We start from the raw sequence: 15,767 nt of genomic DNA on the forward strand, positions 1-15,767 counted from the left end.
GCTGTGAGGAATGTCCCCTGTCGTTCCGAAGCGAAAAACGGTAAACCGCTCGCCGCACTGCGTTCCGTATGGAGTATCACGAGGCGGCGAACTTCCTGTTCGACCTCCGCCGGTACCCCTCCCGGGCGGGGGTAGCGCCGACTCGGCGGTTGCTCGAGCATCTCGAGGTCGGAGACCCGCCGTTCCGAGTCGTCCAGGTCGGGGGCTCGAACGGGAAAGGTAGCACCGCCCGCATGGTCGGATCCGTCCTCCGCGAGGCGGGCTACGACGTCGGGCTCTACACCTCCCCGCACCTCGATGACATCCGCGAGCGGGTCCGGATCGACGGCCGCCCGGTCACGAAACGTGCCGTCCGCGAGTACGTCCGGGCAATCCGGCCGTACGTCCGCGAGCAGACGCCCGGCGGCGCTCCGCCGACGTTCTTCGAAGCCGTCACGGGGCTCGCCGTCCACGCGTTCGCCCGGGCCGGTGTCGACGTCGCCGTCCTCGAGGTCGGCATCGGTGGCGAGCACGACGCGACGAGCGCGCTCTCGCCCGAGGCGGCGGCCGTCACGAACGTCACACTGGAGCACGCCGACCTCCTCGGCGACACGATCGAGGAGATCGCGAGGGACAAAGCCGCGATCGCGCCCCCGGATCGCCCTCTCGTGACGGCCGCCGACGGCGTGGCCCTCGGCTCGATCACCGGGACCGCCGGCGAAACGCTCCGCGTCGGATCCGCCGGAGACGACGTCGATATCGCCGTCTCGACGGCTGGCAGAGTCGGCGTCGAACAGGACGTCACCGTCGAGGCCGACGGGTGGTGCGTCGGGACGCGGCTCCCGCTTTTGGGCGAACACCAGTGTCGGAACGCCGGCGTCGCGGCCGCCCTCTGCCGGCAGGTCGGGGACGTCGCAATCGAGGACATAGAGCGGGGGCTCCGGAACGCCCACTGGCCCGGGCGCTTCGAGGTCATGGAGCGTGACCCCCTCGTCGTCCTCGACGGGGCGCACAACCCCGGCAGTTGCGCCGGCGTCGAGAGAACGCTCTCGACGTTCGAGTTCGACGACCTCCATCTCGTCTTCGGCGCGATGGCGGAAAAGGACATCGCAGGGATGGCGTCGGCGTTACCGGCACCGGCGACTGTCTACGCGTGTCGGCCCGACATCGGCCGCGCCGAGACGGCGGACTCGGTCGCCGCCGTTTTCGAAGCCGACGGGCGGGCGAGTCGAGTCGAGACGGTCGACCGCGTCGCGTCGGCGCTCGACGCCGCCCTCGAGGCCGCCGATCCCGAGGACGCCGTCGTCGCCTGCGGTTCGCTGTTCGTCGTCGCCGAGGCCCGGCGGCGCTGGACCACGAGTGCCGTCGCGAGTTCGGTCGAGGACGTGGCGACGGCCGCAGCGGCTCTGCGTCGGGCCGATGTCGCCGACGACGAGATCGAACGCGTCGGCGCCGACGCCGTCCACGAAGTCGTCACCGTCCGCGCGAGTCCGCAAGCGGCGGCGCGTCTCGACCGGGCGTTCCGTTCGGCCGGCGGCGAGTGTGCGGTGTCAGCCCTCGAGGCACGCCCGCACGAACTCGTCGAGGCGGTCCTGACGGGGACGCACGCGCAGTTCGATCGGCTGCTCGGGCACCTCGAAGCGCGCGCACCGGGGCTTTCGGCCGTTGCCGACGCGATCGAGCGCGAACTCGGCCACCGGCCGGTCCCGGAAGGCGGCCCGGGGGATGCGGGCGCCCCCGAGTCGGGAGGTGCGGATCACGCCTGGCCGGACGGCACCGCCGTCATGGGCATCCTGAACGTGACGCCCGACTCCTTTTACGACGGCGGCCGCTACGAGGCGCTCGAGGACGCCATCGACCGGGCCGAGGGACTGGTCGACGCCGGGGCGGACATCGTCGACGTCGGCGGCGAGTCGACGCGTCCGGATGCCGACCCCGTCCCGACGGAGACGGAACTCGAGCGGGTCGTCCCGGTCGTCGAGGCGCTCGCGGACGCCGACGCTGCCGTCTCGGTCGACACCAGAAAGGCACCCGTCGCGCGCGCCGCCCTGGACGCAGGTGCCGACGTCCTCAACGACGTTTCCGGGCTGGAGGACCCGGAGATGCGGCTCGTCGCCGCCGAATACGACGTTCCGGTCGTGGTCATGCATTCGATCGAGACGCCGGTCGACCCGAGCACGGACATCGACTACGACGACGTGGTTTCCGACACCCTCGATGCGCTCTCCGAGCGCGTCCTCCTCGCCGAGAAGGCCGGGCTGGATCGCTCACAGATCATCGTCGATCCGGGCCTCGGGTTCGGCAAATCCGCCGCCGAGAGCTTCGAGTTGCTCGGCCGACTCGGCGAGTTCCGGTCGCTCGGCTGTCCGGTGTTGGTCGGCCACTCCCGGAAGTCGATGTTCGGATTGGTCGACCGAGGCGACCCCGAGGAACGCCTCGCGGCGACCGTCGCCGCGAGCGCACTGGCGGCCGAGCGCGGTGCGGATATCGTCCGGGTCCACGACGTCGCCGAGAACGTCGCCGCAGTGAAGACGGCGGCCGCAGCGGCGGAGCCGGGCCGTTTCGAGCGGGACTGACGCGACGGCGGCCCGCATGGAAGCTCAGCGCGCGCCGACGCCAGCCTCGCGGAACAGCTCGACGTACTGGCCGGTGACTGCGGCGTGGTCGAACCCCTGGAAGGTGGTGTCGACGTCGCGGAATCCGAAGGTCCACGACTCCGAGATCGCGCCGTCGAGGGCGTCGGGGTCGGTCACCCTCATCCCGCGATCGCGGCGCTCAACGAGTTCGTGGGCGCTCGAGTCGCTCTGGAATTCGACGACGCCGACACAGCCGCAGGCCAGCGCCCACAGCAGTTCCCGGGCGAATGTCTGTCGCCGGGCCGTCTGGACGAACGTGTGGGCGCCCCGGTAGACGGCGATCCGCTCTTCGCGGGGACAGTCGCCGACGAACTCGATGCGGTCGTCGAGCCGGAGGTCTCTGGCCTGTGTCTCGAAGGCGGCCCGCTCGGGACCGTCGCCGACCACCGTCGCCGTCCACTCGCCCGCCTCACGGAGCTCTGCGAGCGCGAGGAGGAGGTCCTCGAGGTTCGAGTCGTCGTCGAGACGGGCCGCGAAGGCGACGTCGACGCGCTCGCCGGGGTCGGTCGCCGTGATCGTCGGGAAGTCGATCCCGCCGGGGACGACGGTCGTGTTCGCCTCGCTCGCGCCGTACTCGCGGACGCGCGTCCGCTGGTGCTCGGAGGGGGTAACGACCCGCGTCGGCAGGCTCGACGCCGGCCCGACCCACTCCGAACCGGACACGTCGGGCTCGTCACCGTACCAGTCGACGAAAAGCGGCACCCGAGCCAGCCGCGCGCCGAGCCACGCCGAGAGGACCGCCCCGGGCGGGTCGGCCGACGCCACGACGAGATCCGGCCCGTATCGAACGAGCAGCCCCGGGAGTCGGCTGTAATACAGCGCCGGGTGCTCGAAGGTGACGCCCTCGTGTTCGAGGCCGTCGATGTCGATCCGTCGCCCCGAGGTCTCCCACCAGGGTAGACAGTAGATCCGGACCTCGTGGCCGCGGTCGTCCAGCGCCGCGGCGAGTCGCCGGAGCCGAGCCGCGCCGGCGCGCTCCGATTGGGGCGGTGGATCCCTGAAGACGACCGCGATTCGCATACGACGGCCGACGGCGGCCGCTGTCAAAAATGGCCCGGAACGACGCGGGGCGAACGGCTATCATCCGTCGGCCCGACTGATCCGACGTGTACGAGTACGACATCGAGCGATACCTGAACGTGCGTAGCGTCTTCGGGGCGTCGTTTCGGGCCGACGGGACGCTCTCGTTTCGGATGAACACGACCGGCACGCCGCAGGTGTGGACGATGCCGGAGGCGGTCTCGCCGATCAACTCGATAGGTCGGATCGAAGCGCCGCTTTTTGTCCTCCACGGCGAGAACGACCCCCGGGTCCCGGTCGACGAGGCCAGACAGGTCGCCGAGGCCGCCGAGACCGCGGGCGTCCCCGTCGAGACGCTGGTCTTCGGGGACGAGGGCCACGGCATCTCGAAGCGCGAAAACCGAATCGAGACCTACGCCGCAGTCGTCGAGTTCCTCGACGTGTACGTGTGACATCCTCCCGCGCCTAAAGGCGCGGGCCTCCCACCCGGTGTTGACCGGGCAGGTCAATCCTGAACGTTGGGAGTCTCAGGTTTGCTGGACAGTCAGCCAGTGGCTCTGCCACGAAGCCGTTACTCGTACCCGCTGAAGGGCTTCGAGATAGCTGATTGTTTTACGACTGTCGGCGTGGTCGGTTTACTTTTTGATTCCGGTTAGAAACCGTGGCAAACACCGAGTCAACTGCCAGTTCCCCACGCACAATTATACGTACTGTGTCTATACATAAACTTTTCTCGGATTCATCTGGTGGCTAAAGCCACCAGTATTCTCCTTGTATCTCTATAAATACGAGAGCGTCGCCTCCCCGAGGTGTACGCTCCTCGGCGACGACCGGCGTCTCCCCCTCCTCAGGCGAAGGGGGAACGGTTTTGCATCGGCAACCCGTAGATCGATCTATGTACGTCCGGGATGCGAAGAACCGCGATGAGGCCTGGCTGTTAGAGCACATCGAGGCGATGGACCTGGACGAGACGGCGTTTCGGTCCCGCGATTACGTCATCGGCGTCGACGAGGAATCGAACGCCCGCGCCGGGTTCGGTCGGATCCGGCTCCACAAGGGCGATGGCGACGGCGAGGGGATCTGCGAGTTGACGAGCATCGGCGTGTTGGACGGCTGGACCGGCAACGGCGTCGGAGCCCACGTCGTCGAACGGCTCGTCGACGGGGCCGAGACGGAGGGGTTCGATCGCGTCTACTCGCTCACGAGCGCCCACGAGTACCTCGCCCAGTTCGGGTTCGAAGCGGTCCCCGAACCCGAGTTGCCGGACGCTCTCGTCGAACGCCTCGAAACCAAACGCGAGCGACTCGACCCCGACGCCGTCCCGATGGCGATCGACACCGACAGCTTCCGGATGCCGGATCGGCTCCGCGAGCGGTTCAAGCGCGCGGCCGAACCCGAACCAGAGGACGGCCCCGGCTCCGAGGAGACGCCCGAGGACTTCGGGATCGACCCCGACGAGGCGACGTATAAATACGACACGGGGCGCTGACGGCCTCCGGATTGGCGCCGACCTAGTCGGTGAATATCCCGATCATCCGCGATCCAGCTGGTGAACCCGGTTGACCGCCGCGCGCAGCGCCGCCGACAGCGAGTCGACAGTCGCCAACACCCGCCGGGAGCGCCGGGGGTCGATCCGTTCGTATACTTCGATCTCGCCGGTCGGTTCCGCGTCGTCGACCGGTTTGAGCAGGATTCTCCGGCCGACACGCCTTCCCTCGAAGACGACCGTCTCCGCGAGCGGTGCCGATCCGAACTGGACGAGATCGGGCTTGAGTTCCCACCCGTCAGGGAGTTCCGTGCGAACCGTTTCGAAGTCGACCCGGTCGGCGATCGTTTCGACCCGACGAACGTGTCCCAGTAGGTCCGACCGACCGCGTTCGTCGGCTGTGTTGGCCGTCGTGGTGGCCACATCCCCCGTCGGTCCGTCGTCTCTCTCCCGCGTCAGGTCGTCTTTCGGATGATCTTCTGTCATGACCGTGCCCGGGTTCCGATCGGCTCGGGTGTAACGTCGGACACCCGACACCGGAATCGGTACTCCATACTGTCGTATCCTGTGCGGTTTCCGCCGCCCCATCAACCCACTATATATTTGTATCGGCTGTTTCGGCCTTTGTTACTGTTCGTGTTGAAAGATTATATAAATCTTGTGCCGATCGGGCACGAACCTCGACCACACCGTGTGACACCAGCCGTTTTTCCGCCCGGGTGCCGAGATCACATCGCCATGTCGACGCCCGAGGTCTCGAAACGCGCGCCGCCGAATTCGCTTTCGGTCGCCTCGACCGACCAGCCGTGGGCCGCGACGATCTCCTCGACGATCGCGAGCCCGAACCCCGTGCCGTCGGGCGAGAGCGACTGCCCGGGCTCGAAGATCTCCTCGCCGGCGTACCCGGGGATGCCGGGGCCGTCGTCGGCGATGTAGAACCCATCGTCGTCGTCGAGTTCGCCGACGACGACGGTCACGTCCCCACCGCCGTGATCCGCGGCGCCGCCGGTCGCCGGCCGATCGTCCGTCGAGCCGTGCTCGACGGCGTTCGCAAAGAGGTTCTCGACGACCCGCCGCAGGCGCTCGCGGTCGGCCTCGACCGTGAGGCGGTCGGCCTCGATCCGGAGCGTCGCGTCGGATTCGAGCGGGTCGGCCCACCGCTCGGCGGCGGCGGCCAACTCGACCGGTTCGGTCTCGTCGACGACCTGCCCCTCGCGGGCCAGCGTCAGCGTCGCGTCGACGATGTCCTCCATGCGTTCGAGTGCGTCGCCGATTGCCGGAAGGTGCTCGCTGTCGCACTCGTCCATCGCGAGGTCGAGTTGGGCGTCGGCGACCGTGATCGGCGTCTGGAGGTCGTGGCTGACGATGCTGGCGAACTCGTCGAGCCGTTCGGTCTTCGCTTCGAGTTCGCGCTCTCTCGCCTTTCGATCGGAGATGTCGCGGCTGTTGATCAAGAACCCCTCGCCGCCGCCCCCGGCGCGGTCGCTGGCGACCGAGCCGATCCAGACCCACGAGTCATCGGCGTGTCGGAACCGATATTCGTACCGGACCCTGCTAGTTTCTCCGGATTCGACGAGCGCCTCGAAGTTCGACCGAACGTCAGCACGGTCCTCGGGATGGACGTATTCGTACGCGATCTCCCCGACGAGTTCGTCCTGATCGTAGCCGAGGACGGGTCCGATCGCCGGGCTGTTGTACCGTATCCGCCCGTCCGGCTCGATGATCGTGATGACGTCGGGGGAGTGTTTGACGAACGACTGAAACCGATCGTTTAGGCGCTCGAGTTCCCGCTTTCGTCGCTGCAGCGACCGGCGCGCGCGGCGCTTTTCGACGGCGTTGGCAAGGCGGGACGCGAGCAGCGAGTACTGCCCCTCGCGCCGCCCCTTCGGGACGTAGTCGGTCACGCCGGCCGAGATCGCCTCGCTCGCGACCATCTCGTCGCCCTCGCCGGTCAGGAGGACGAAGGGGAGCTCCTCGTGGGTCTCCCGGACCTCGCCGAGGAACTCGATGCCGTCCATCCCGACCATCCCGTAATCGGAGACGACACAGTCGATTCGATCGGCCTCGAGGATCTCCAGCCCCGCTTCCGCGTCGGTCGCCGTCCGGACGTCGAAGCGGCTGTCCTCGCGTTCTAAAACGGTCGCGATCGTTTCCACGAACTCCGGCTCGTCGTCCACGAGGAGGACGCGAATCGCGTTATCTGCCGCGTTCATTCGGTTCCTCCAGCGCAGCTTGTGGTCTGTCCCCACATTCCCGGCCGGGAATACGGAAATCAGATATAAAAACACTCCGGGGCCGACTCGAAAACTGGGTACGCACTACCGGTGAGCCGCCTCGGTTCGCTCAGCCTGTAGACACGACTAAGTTCGTCGTGACCGTAGCGTTGGTATGGAACTGTTCCGCGCGAACGGACATACACCGCACGTAGCGTATGGCTGATTGGACGACGCGGTACCGACCGACGACGCTGTCGGCAGTCCGCGGCAACAACAAGGCCCGCGACGCCTTCGAGGAGTGGGCCGACACCTGGAACGAACACGGCGAAGCGGTCGTCATCCACGGCTCACCGGGTGTCGGGAAGACCTCGGCCGCCCACGCGCTGGCCAACGACAAGGGGTGGCCGATCCTCGAAATGAACGCCTCCGACGCCCGGACGGCCGACGAGATCGAGCGCTTCGCCGGACGGGCGGCGTCGAACTCGACGCTCGGCGGCGACCGCCAGCTCGTCATCCTCGACGAGGCTGACAACCTCCACCGACACAAGGACCGCGGCGGGGCCGCCGCGATGACGCGGCTGGTCAAAGAAGCCGCCCAGCCGATCGTCCTCATCGCCAACGACTACTACGAGATGTCCGCGGGGCTTCGAAGCGCCTGCCAAGAGATCGAATTCCGCGACATTTCCGCCCGCTCGATCGTTCCCGTGCTGCGGGATGTCTGCCGACAGGAAGACATCGAGTTCGACGAGGCCGTCCTGGAGCGGATCGCCGAGGCGAACCGCGGGGATCTCCGGGGAGCGATCAAGGACACCCAATCGCGGGTGCAGGACGGCCAGATCCGCGCCGAGGGCAGCGAGGGCGAGCGCGACCGCACCGAGGACATCTTCTCGTTTCTCGATGCGGTGCTGAAAGAACAGCCCGCCGAGGACGCCCTCCAGACCGCCTACGCGGCCGACGAGACGCCCGACGACCTGCTGTTGTGGATCGAGGACAAGGTCCCGAAGGTGTACGAAGGCGGGGAGTTAGCCGATGCCTACGAACACCTGGCCGACGCCGACGTCTGGCTCGGGCGGGTGCGGGCGACACAGAACTACAGCTACTGGCGTTACGCCACGGACAACGTCGCCGCGGGCGTCGCCGCCGTCAGGCGAAGCGACCGGGGCGGGTGGACCCGCTACGGCGGTGCCCCGTACCGCTCGGCGCGGGACGCGACCCGCGATTACGTCGCCGAACGGATCGCCGCGTCGGCCGACGTCTCGACGGCGACCGCCAGACGCGAGATCCTGCCGTATCTCGAGGCGATGACCCACCACTGCCGGAACCGGGAGTTGACGGTCCGGATGGCCGCCCGCTACGACCTGGAGGCCGAACACGTCGCGTTCGTGACCGGATCGGGAAAGACCACGAACAAGGTTCAGGGGATCGTCGAGGCGGCCGAAGAGCGAACCGAAGCCGAGGCCGTCGAGCACTCGGGCGGCGCGTTCGCGGCGCCGGAGGGGGCCGCCGAGGACGCTGCCGGTGACGGGGACGACGATACCGACGGGACGCTCGCTGCGTTCGGGGCGGCGGAGTCGGAGAGCGACGCCGACGGGGGTGGTCCCGGCGACACCGATACCGATACCGACGCCAACACTCGTGCCGGCGCCGTCGAGGAGGAGGACGACGGGCAGGCCGGCCTCTCCGATTTCATGTGACCTACAAAAGCCGCGAGAGGAACTGCCGGCCGCGCTCGGTTTCGGGGCGCTCGAAGAACGCCTCGCTGTCGGTCACCTCGACGACTCGGCCGTCGGCCATCAGAACGATCCGATCGCCGACCTCGCGAGCGAAGCCCATCTCGTGGGTGACGAGCACCATGGTCATGCCATCGTCCGCAAGCCCCTCGATCACGTCGAGCACCTCACCGACCAACTCGGGGTCGAGCGCGCTCGTCACCTCGTCGAACAGCATCACCGTGGGATCCATCGCGAGCGCGCGGGCGATCGCGACGCGCTGTTGTTGGCCTCCCGAGAGCGCTTCGGGGTAGGAGCCAGTCTGGTCGCTGAGGCCGACACGATCGAGGAGTTCGCGGGCGCGGTCCTCGGCGGCGTCTTCCGGGAGCCCGCGTATCTTTTTCGGGGCGAGCGCGACGTTGCCGAGTGCGCTCTTGTGCGGAAAGAGGTTGAACGACTGAAACACCATCCCGATGCGTTGGCGGACCTCGTTGACGTCCGCCTCGAGCACCGACTGACCGTCGAGTCTGATGTCGCCGCTGCGGATCTCCTCCAGGCGGTTCACACACCGCAACAGCGTCGATTTGCCGGACCCCGAGGGACCGATCACGACGACGACCTCGCGCTCCTCGATGGCGAGATCGACGTTCTTGAGAACGTGGGTCTTGCCGAAGAACTTGTCCACCCCGTCGAACTCGACGAGCGGGTCGGCCATTCAGCCCTCACCCCCGTCGGCGTCGCTCGGCCCCATCGAGAGGCGGCCCAACAGCCCGTGGTCGGAGCCCCAATCGGAGCGCCGTTCGAGGCCGTTGACGAGTTGGCTCATCGACATGGTGATCGCGAGATACAATACGCAGACCCACACCAGCGGCGTCCAGGGGTCGAGTTGGTTGCTGTTTATGTTCCGGAAGACGCTCATGATCTCCGGGACGGCGATGACCGTCAGAAGCGATGTGTCTTTGACGAGGATGATCTGATCGTTGCCGATGGCGGCGAGGGCGTTGCGCCACGCCTGTGGGAGTACGACCTCTCGGAGCGCCATAACGCGGGACATACCGAGCGAGCGGGCAGCCTCCATCTGCCCGTCGGGAACCGCGCTGATCCCGCCGCGTATCGCCTCGCCGACGTAAGCGGCGTGGTTCAGTGTCAACCCGATTATCGCCGCCGGAACCGCCCAGTCCTGGATCGGGAACTGTCCGGTCTCCCACAGCCGCGGGACGCCGAAGAAAATGACGAAGAGCTGAAACAAAAGCGGTGTCCCGCGGAAGAACTCGACGTACCCCTTTGCGATCCGGCCGGTAACCGCCGACGTCGAGATCCGACCGAGGCCGACCAACACGCCGAACGACACCGAGAGCAGACTCGAGATGACGACGATCCGCACCACCAAAACGAACGCCTCGGCGAACCGCCCCGCGATCAGTGGTGAGGCGAGCAGCGTGTAGTTGACCTGCGTCGAGAGGATCCAGACGAGAAGACCGCCGATGGCCACGAGAAAGCCGGCGGCTGCGACCTCGCCGATCCGTTTGACCAGCCGGTCGCGCATCATCACGCCGCCGGTTCCGGACTCCGAATCAGTCTGTGTTGGCATAGTCGATGCGTTGTGAAGTGTTGGATGGGCGCGTCGTACGGTTCGGAGCCGCGATCAGGCGGCGAAGTACTCGTCGTAGATCTCCTCGTATGTGCCGTCCTCGCGGATCGCAGCCAGGGCGTCGTTGACCTCCCCGCGGAACTCGTCGTCGTCCTGCCGGAAGGCGATGCCGTACTCCTCGATCGTCAGCGTGAGGTAGTCGGGAGCGTCGTCGCGGTCCGCGGCGACCCCGTCGCCTTCGAGGAAGACGACGCCGTCGGTTTCGGCGGCGAAGTCAGCGCTGACCGTGTTGTCGTTGATCACCGCCGAGACCTGGTTGTTGAGCAGCGCGTCGAAGGCACCGGTGATCTGGTCGTAGCTCTGTATCTCGAGGTCGCCGTCGAACTCGGACTGGAGGTCTTCGGCGGCCGCCTCGCCGGTCGTCCCGCGCTGGACGCCGACGGTCGCACCTTGGATGTCGGCGCGCTCAGCGATGTCGCCTCCCTCGAGAACCAGTACCGTCTGGTACGCGGTGAAGTACGGGTCCGAGAAGTCGACCTGTTCGGCCCGCGTCTCGTTGATCGTCATCGCGCTCATGATGACCCGGAAGTTCGCGTTGTTCAGCGACGCGATGATGCCGTCGAAGCCGGTCTGTTCGAACTCGTAGTCGAGGCCGAGTTGGTCGGCGAAGACCGCCTCCGCGATGTCGACGTCGAAGCCCAGGAGTTCGCCGGCCTCGTTTCGGTACTCGAACGGCTCGTAGGGAATGTCCGAGCCGATGACGACGGTCTCGGGGTTGCCGTCGCTGCCTCCGTTACCGTTGCCGTCGCCGTCGCCGTCGCCGTTGCCGCCCATACAACCGGCCAGCGCGGCCACACCGCCAGCCCCGAGCGCGGTCAGGTACTGCCGTCGGTTGGGTGTCTGTTTACGTGTCATACCACCAGTCTCGGCTGAACGTGGTTTTAACGTTTCGACCTCGAATCCGTCGATATCGCCGTTGCCGGCGGCGTTTCGAGCCGATCGTTCACCATTATCCACGCAGTTCATACGGGCCGACCGCCGGAGCGCAGAGCTGGACGGGACCGGCTAACGACCCCGATTGATCGGGACGCGCCGCCCGACTGTGCGTCGACGACGGCGACGCCGGCGAGGTTGACGATGTCTTTGAGCTCCACCGTTTTCGCCTCGGGGTCGCTTCGCGACCCGCTCGTCGAAACCCGTGGGCGAAAAAACCGCCCGCTACGCGTCTGGCTACTCCGCGTTGGACTGGGCGTCGACGACGGCGACGCCGGCGAGGTTGACGATGTCTTTGACCTCGTCGCCGCGCTGGAGGACGTGAACGGGTTTGTCCATGCCGACCAGCATCGGCCCGATGGCTTCGGCCCCGCCCAACCGCTGCAGCAGTTTGTACGCGATGTTGCCCGCCTCGAGGTTCGGAAACACCAACACGTTCGCCGGCTCATCGAGGTCGGAGAACCCGTAGGTCCCCTCGAGCATGTCCTCGACGACGGCGGTGTCGGCCTGCATCTCGCCGTCGACGGGGAACTCGACTTCGGGGTCCTCTCGGAGCTTTCGGGCCGCCTGTCGTGGTTTCTGTGTCCCTTCGTTGTCGACGCTGCCGAAATCGGAGTACGACAGAAGGGCCGCCCGCGGTTCGACGTTGAAGCGGCGGGCGAGGTCGGCCGTCTGTCTCGTCACCTCCTCGAGGACGTCCTCGTCGGGGGCCTGGTTGACAGTAGCGTCGGCGACGAACACCACCCGGTTTTTGAACGTCAGCATGTACACCCCCGCCGCGTACTCGGAGTCCTCGGCGGTGCCGACGACCGACAGCGGCGGCCGCAACGCCGAGGGGTAGTGATGCATCAGCCCGGTGAGCATAGCGTCGGCGTCGCCCATCTCCACCATCACGCTACCGAGGTAGTTGCCGTCCTCGATGAGTTCGTCGGCCTCGCGTCGGGTAACGCCCTTGCGTCGTCGGAGTTCGTAGAGCCGGTCGGCGTAGGGTGCGAGGTTCCCCTCCTCGGGGTCGACGATCTCGGGATCGAAGTCCAGACCGAGCCGTTCGGTGTGCGCCCAGATCTCCTCGCGGTCGCCGATGAGGATCGGTTCTGCGATCCCCTGGTCGACCAGCTGATAGGCGGCCCGGACCATCTTTTCGTCGTCGCCCTCGGCGAGGACGAGCCGCTTGGGGTCGCTTTTGGCCTTGTTCAACACCACTCGCATCATCTCGCGGGACTTCCCCAACCGCGCCTCGAGGCGCTCGGCGTACTGCTCCGAATCGAGGTCGTCGCGTGCGACGCCGCTTTCGACGGCCGCCTCCGCAACGGCGGGGGCGACCTCGAAGAGGACGCGCGGGTCGAGCGGTTTGGGGATGATGTACTCGGAGCCGAACTGCAGCGGCTGGTCACCGTAGGCTTTGACGACGGCGTCGGGGACGTCCTGTTTGGCGAGGTCCGCCAGCGCCTCGGCGGCGGCGACTTTCATCTCCTCGTTGATTTCGGTGGCGCGGACGTCCAGGGCGCCCCGGAAGATGAACGGGAATCCGAGGACGTTGTTGACCTGATTCGGGTAGTCCGACCGGCCCGTCGCCATGATCACCGTGTCCTCGCGGGCGCCCTTGGCCGCCTCGTAACGGATCTCCGGGTCCGGGTTCGCCATCGCGAAGATGATCGGATCCGACGCCATCGACCGCACCATCTCCTCCGAGACGATCCCTCCTACCGACAGCCCCACGAACACGTCCGCGCCAGCCATCGCGTCCGCCAACTCGCCGCCCGCACCCGAACTCGCGAACTCCCGTTTGAACTCGTTTATATCGCCCGCCGCCGCGCGGTCCTCGGTGATGATCCCCGAAGAGTCACACATCGTGATGTTGTCGGGGGCGGCCCCCAAGGAGACGTAGAATCGGGCGGTCGCGATGGCCGATGCGCCGGCGCCGGAGAAGACGATATCGAGGTTTTCGAGCGACTTTCCGGCGACCTCGGCCGCGTTGAGAAGCGCCGCCCCGGAGATGATGGCGGTGCCGTGTTGGTCGTCGTGGAACACGGGGACGTCCATCTCCTCGCGGAGCCGCGTTTCGATCTCGAAACACTCGGGGGCCTTGATGTCCTCTAGGTTGATTCCGCCGAACGTCGGCTCCATCGCCGCGACGGAGGTGACGATGTCGTCCGGGTCGTCTTGATCCAACTCGATGTCGAAGACGTCGATGTCGGCGAAGCGCTTGAAGAGGACGCCTTTGCCTTCCATGACGGGTTTTGAGGCCTGGGCGCCGATGTCGCCCAGCCCGAGCACGGCGGACCCGTTCGAGACCACACCCACCATATTGCCCTTGGTGGTGTAGGTGTAGGCCCGTTCGGGATCGGCGGCGATCTCGTTGCAGGGGGCGGCCACCCCCGGCGAGTACGCCAACGAGAGGTCCCGCTGGGTGTTGGTCGGCTTCGTCGTCGAAATCTCGATTTTCCCCGGCGGGTCGATCCGGTGATACTCTAATGAATCTTCATCTAATCCCATAGGGGTACGCCGTACAGCGACATTAAAAATGTACCTCCCGACGGCAACCGGCCCGACCCTGTTTTGTTCACCCCGACGGGGTCGATCCTAATACTGGTGGACGAACTCAATTGACATCCTCCTCCGCCTGAAGGCGGCGGAATCCCACGGCACCGCACCGCTGGATTGGGATATTAGGGTTTGCAGTCCACCACCTCTGTCCGAGGTTGGAATCCTCGGGAGAGGTCATGAAGGTAGACTTTGGGCTGTGCCAACCAGCCGGTACTCCTATCCCCACCCAAATCGGGAGCAGACTCGGAGTTACTTTGCTTCAACTCGAGACGGATGTTCTCCGCCCCATTCACGTCAGCGTTGAACGCCGCGTCACACGGCTCGCAGACATACAAGCCACGTTCGACACGCTGACTCTCGTCTTCTCTACCGCAGACGCAACACGTCTTGCTCGTGTCGCGCTCTGAAACCTCTACGACTTCGACACCCTCGACTTTGGCCTTGTATTCGAGGATGTTCGAGAACCTGTCGAACGCCCAGCCGTGCAGGTCGAGGTTCCCGTGTCGCCCCCAGTTCTTCGCCTCGCCGTTGTCGTCTTCACGGACACCACCGAGCTTCCCGATGTTGATACGCCCAACACCACGCTCGATACACGTCTCAACGATGTGTTTCGCTAACGAGTGGAAGAAGTGGGTGCGGCGCTCCGACCACTTCGCGTGGAGACGGGGCGCTTCTTTACCACCCGAGTCGTCGCACTTGGCGATTTCTTTCGGGAAGTAGTACCCGTCCTGTTTCAACCGGTTGCCGGGGTACAGGTCGGCTTGTTCAGTGCTGTATGCGACTGCCGCGAAGTTACAGATGCCGAGGTCGATACCCGCTGTCTCGTTTCCGGGTGCGGTGGGTGTCTCGATTTCATCCTTACAGACGAGATGCAGTTCCCAGCGCCTCTTTGCTTTGTCGTAGACGGCTCTGACCTGTTGTAAGTTCTCAACAGTGACGCCGGGACGGGTTTCGTATTCGACAAGGATGTACTCCCATGCTTTCGGGTGTTCCTTGTGATTCGCGCCCTTTGAGAGACGGACACGGTTGTTCTTCGTGTCGTGTTTGATGCCGTTTTGTTTCCACGTCACCGTGCTACGCGGGTGTTCTTCGTGGACGCGGTTGCCGTGGTCATCGTAGTAGTTTTTCTTGCGGTAGCCGGGCGGATTCGCTCGATTATCAGACTTCCTCTTTTCGTACCACGAGTTGAAGGATTCAGCGAGTTCCTCCAGAACGCGCTGACTGGACTGCGAGTGCAATCCCTTGTACTTTGAGTGACCTTTCAACTCGTCTTTGAGGTCGCTGTGGTCTGGAATCTCACCCGTATCATCCCACTTTTGTCGAGAGTGGTAATTAGCGACGTTCCAGAGTTTGCTGGCACTCCACCCGTGCCGGTCAAGCGGGTCCTCTACCTGTGAGTGGTTGAGGATTTTCGCCCGGTGGGTTCGATGGATTTCCAGCATTCTGAACGCCTCTATAATCGCTTATACTCGCATTTGTTATAAAGGTTCGGTTTGAGAACGGTGGAATATCCAGCCGTGCTATCGGCGGTGGGTTGTGGAGGAGTTGTCGGATTCATCCTGCGGCTAAAGCCGCAGGTATTCTCCTTGC

12 protein-coding genes are annotated in these 15,767 nt (G+C 65.8%); 4 read left to right on the top strand and 8 right to left on the bottom strand.

Annotated features, from left to right (window positions below; genetic code table 11):
• Positions 1 to 68: 68 nt before the first annotated feature.
• Entirely contained in the window at positions 69 to 2,555 is a 2,487-nt protein-coding gene (gene folP / locus NMLP_RS10145) for a dihydropteroate synthase (RefSeq protein ID WP_015410022.1), read from the top strand.
• A 24-nt stretch (positions 2,556 to 2,579) separates the two neighbouring features.
• On the opposite strand, the gene NMLP_RS10150 is transcribed toward folP, so the two are convergent.
• Positions 2,580 to 3,635: a glycosyltransferase family 4 protein gene (locus NMLP_RS10150; protein WP_015410023.1), complete on the bottom strand. Its 1,056-nt coding sequence runs from the start codon at positions 3,633 to 3,635 to the stop codon at positions 2,580 to 2,582.
• 119 nt (positions 3,636 to 3,754) lie between these two features.
• On the opposite strand from NMLP_RS10150, the gene NMLP_RS10155 reads away from it, so the two are divergent.
• Positions 3,755 to 4,087, top strand: a complete 333-nt coding sequence (locus NMLP_RS10155) for an alpha/beta hydrolase family protein (RefSeq protein WP_269453356.1) — start codon at positions 3,755 to 3,757, stop codon at positions 4,085 to 4,087.
• A 443-nt stretch (positions 4,088 to 4,530) separates the two neighbouring features.
• Complete coding sequence (locus NMLP_RS10160) at positions 4,531 to 5,124, top strand: GNAT family N-acetyltransferase (RefSeq protein ID WP_015410024.1); 594 nt, start codon at positions 4,531 to 4,533, stop codon at positions 5,122 to 5,124.
• A gap of 42 nt (positions 5,125 to 5,166) precedes the next feature.
• Here the strand turns inward: NMLP_RS10160 and NMLP_RS10165 are convergent, their stop codons facing one another.
• Positions 5,167 to 5,607: a hypothetical protein gene (locus NMLP_RS10165; protein ID WP_152024133.1), complete on the bottom strand. Its 441-nt coding sequence runs from the start codon at positions 5,605 to 5,607 to the stop codon at positions 5,167 to 5,169.
• A gap of 242 nt (positions 5,608 to 5,849) precedes the next feature.
• A complete protein-coding gene (locus NMLP_RS10170; RefSeq protein WP_015410026.1) occupies positions 5,850 to 7,334 on the bottom strand; it encodes an ATP-binding response regulator in 1,485 nt (494 codons plus the stop codon).
• Between the two features lie 218 nt (positions 7,335 to 7,552).
• Between NMLP_RS10170 and NMLP_RS10175 the strand changes: the two genes are divergently transcribed.
• Positions 7,553 to 9,031, top strand: a complete 1,479-nt coding sequence (locus NMLP_RS10175) for a replication factor C large subunit (protein WP_015410027.1) — start codon at positions 7,553 to 7,555, stop codon at positions 9,029 to 9,031.
• A 1-nt stretch (position 9,032) separates the two neighbouring features.
• Here NMLP_RS10175 and NMLP_RS10180 read toward each other — a convergent pair whose 3' ends face one another.
• From NMLP_RS10180 to NMLP_RS10200, 5 genes are all read right to left on the bottom strand, one after another.
• Positions 9,033 to 9,761, bottom strand: coding sequence for an amino acid ABC transporter ATP-binding protein (locus NMLP_RS10180; protein WP_015410028.1), 729 nt, complete (start codon positions 9,759 to 9,761; stop codon positions 9,033 to 9,035).
• On the bottom strand, positions 9,762 to 10,592 hold the full coding sequence (locus NMLP_RS10185; RefSeq protein ID WP_049926768.1) for an amino acid ABC transporter permease: 831 nt from the start codon (positions 10,590 to 10,592) through the stop codon (positions 9,762 to 9,764).
• Between the two features lie 99 nt (positions 10,593 to 10,691).
• Positions 10,692 to 11,552, bottom strand: coding sequence for a basic amino acid ABC transporter substrate-binding protein (locus tag NMLP_RS10190; protein ID WP_015410030.1), 861 nt, complete (start codon positions 11,550 to 11,552; stop codon positions 10,692 to 10,694).
• Between the two features lie 315 nt (positions 11,553 to 11,867).
• Positions 11,868 to 14,126, bottom strand: a complete 2,259-nt coding sequence (locus NMLP_RS10195; protein ID WP_015410031.1) for an NADP-dependent malic enzyme — start codon at positions 14,124 to 14,126, stop codon at positions 11,868 to 11,870.
• Positions 14,127 to 14,299: 173 nt separating this feature from the next.
• Positions 14,300 to 15,619 (bottom strand): RNA-guided endonuclease InsQ/TnpB family protein, encoded by a 1,320-nt coding sequence (locus NMLP_RS10200; RefSeq protein ID WP_015410032.1) that lies wholly within the window; start codon positions 15,617 to 15,619, stop codon positions 14,300 to 14,302.
• Positions 15,620 to 15,767 lie beyond the last annotated feature (148 nt).

This window comes from Natronomonas moolapensis 8.8.11 (assembly GCF_000591055.1).
Classification (GTDB): Archaea; Halobacteriota; Halobacteria; order Halobacteriales; family Haloarculaceae; genus Natronomonas; species Natronomonas moolapensis.

Coding starts and splice junctions, on each gene's coding strand:
- folP (WP_015410022.1), top strand. CDS start 69: ATGGAGTATCACGAGGCGGCGAACTTCCTGTTCGACCTCCGCCGGTAC.
- NMLP_RS10150 (WP_015410023.1), bottom strand. CDS start 3,635: ATGCGAATCGCGGTCGTCTTCAGGGATCCACCGCCCCAATCGGAGCGC.
- NMLP_RS10160 (WP_015410024.1), top strand. CDS start 4,531: ATGTACGTCCGGGATGCGAAGAACCGCGATGAGGCCTGGCTGTTAGAG.
- NMLP_RS10165 (WP_152024133.1), bottom strand. CDS start 5,607: ATGACAGAAGATCATCCGAAAGACGACCTGACGCGGGAGAGAGACGAC.
- NMLP_RS10170 (WP_015410026.1), bottom strand. CDS start 7,334: ATGAACGCGGCAGATAACGCGATTCGCGTCCTCCTCGTGGACGACGAG.
- NMLP_RS10175 (WP_015410027.1), top strand. CDS start 7,553: ATGGCTGATTGGACGACGCGGTACCGACCGACGACGCTGTCGGCAGTC.
- NMLP_RS10180 (WP_015410028.1), bottom strand. CDS start 9,761: ATGGCCGACCCGCTCGTCGAGTTCGACGGGGTGGACAAGTTCTTCGGC.
- NMLP_RS10185 (WP_049926768.1), bottom strand. CDS start 10,592: ATGCGCGACCGGCTGGTCAAACGGATCGGCGAGGTCGCAGCCGCCGGC.
- NMLP_RS10190 (WP_015410030.1), bottom strand. CDS start 11,552: ATGACACGTAAACAGACACCCAACCGACGGCAGTACCTGACCGCGCTC.
- NMLP_RS10195 (WP_015410031.1), bottom strand. CDS start 14,126: ATGGGATTAGATGAAGATTCATTAGAGTATCACCGGATCGACCCGCCG.
- NMLP_RS10200 (WP_015410032.1), bottom strand. CDS start 15,619: ATGCTGGAAATCCATCGAACCCACCGGGCGAAAATCCTCAACCACTCA.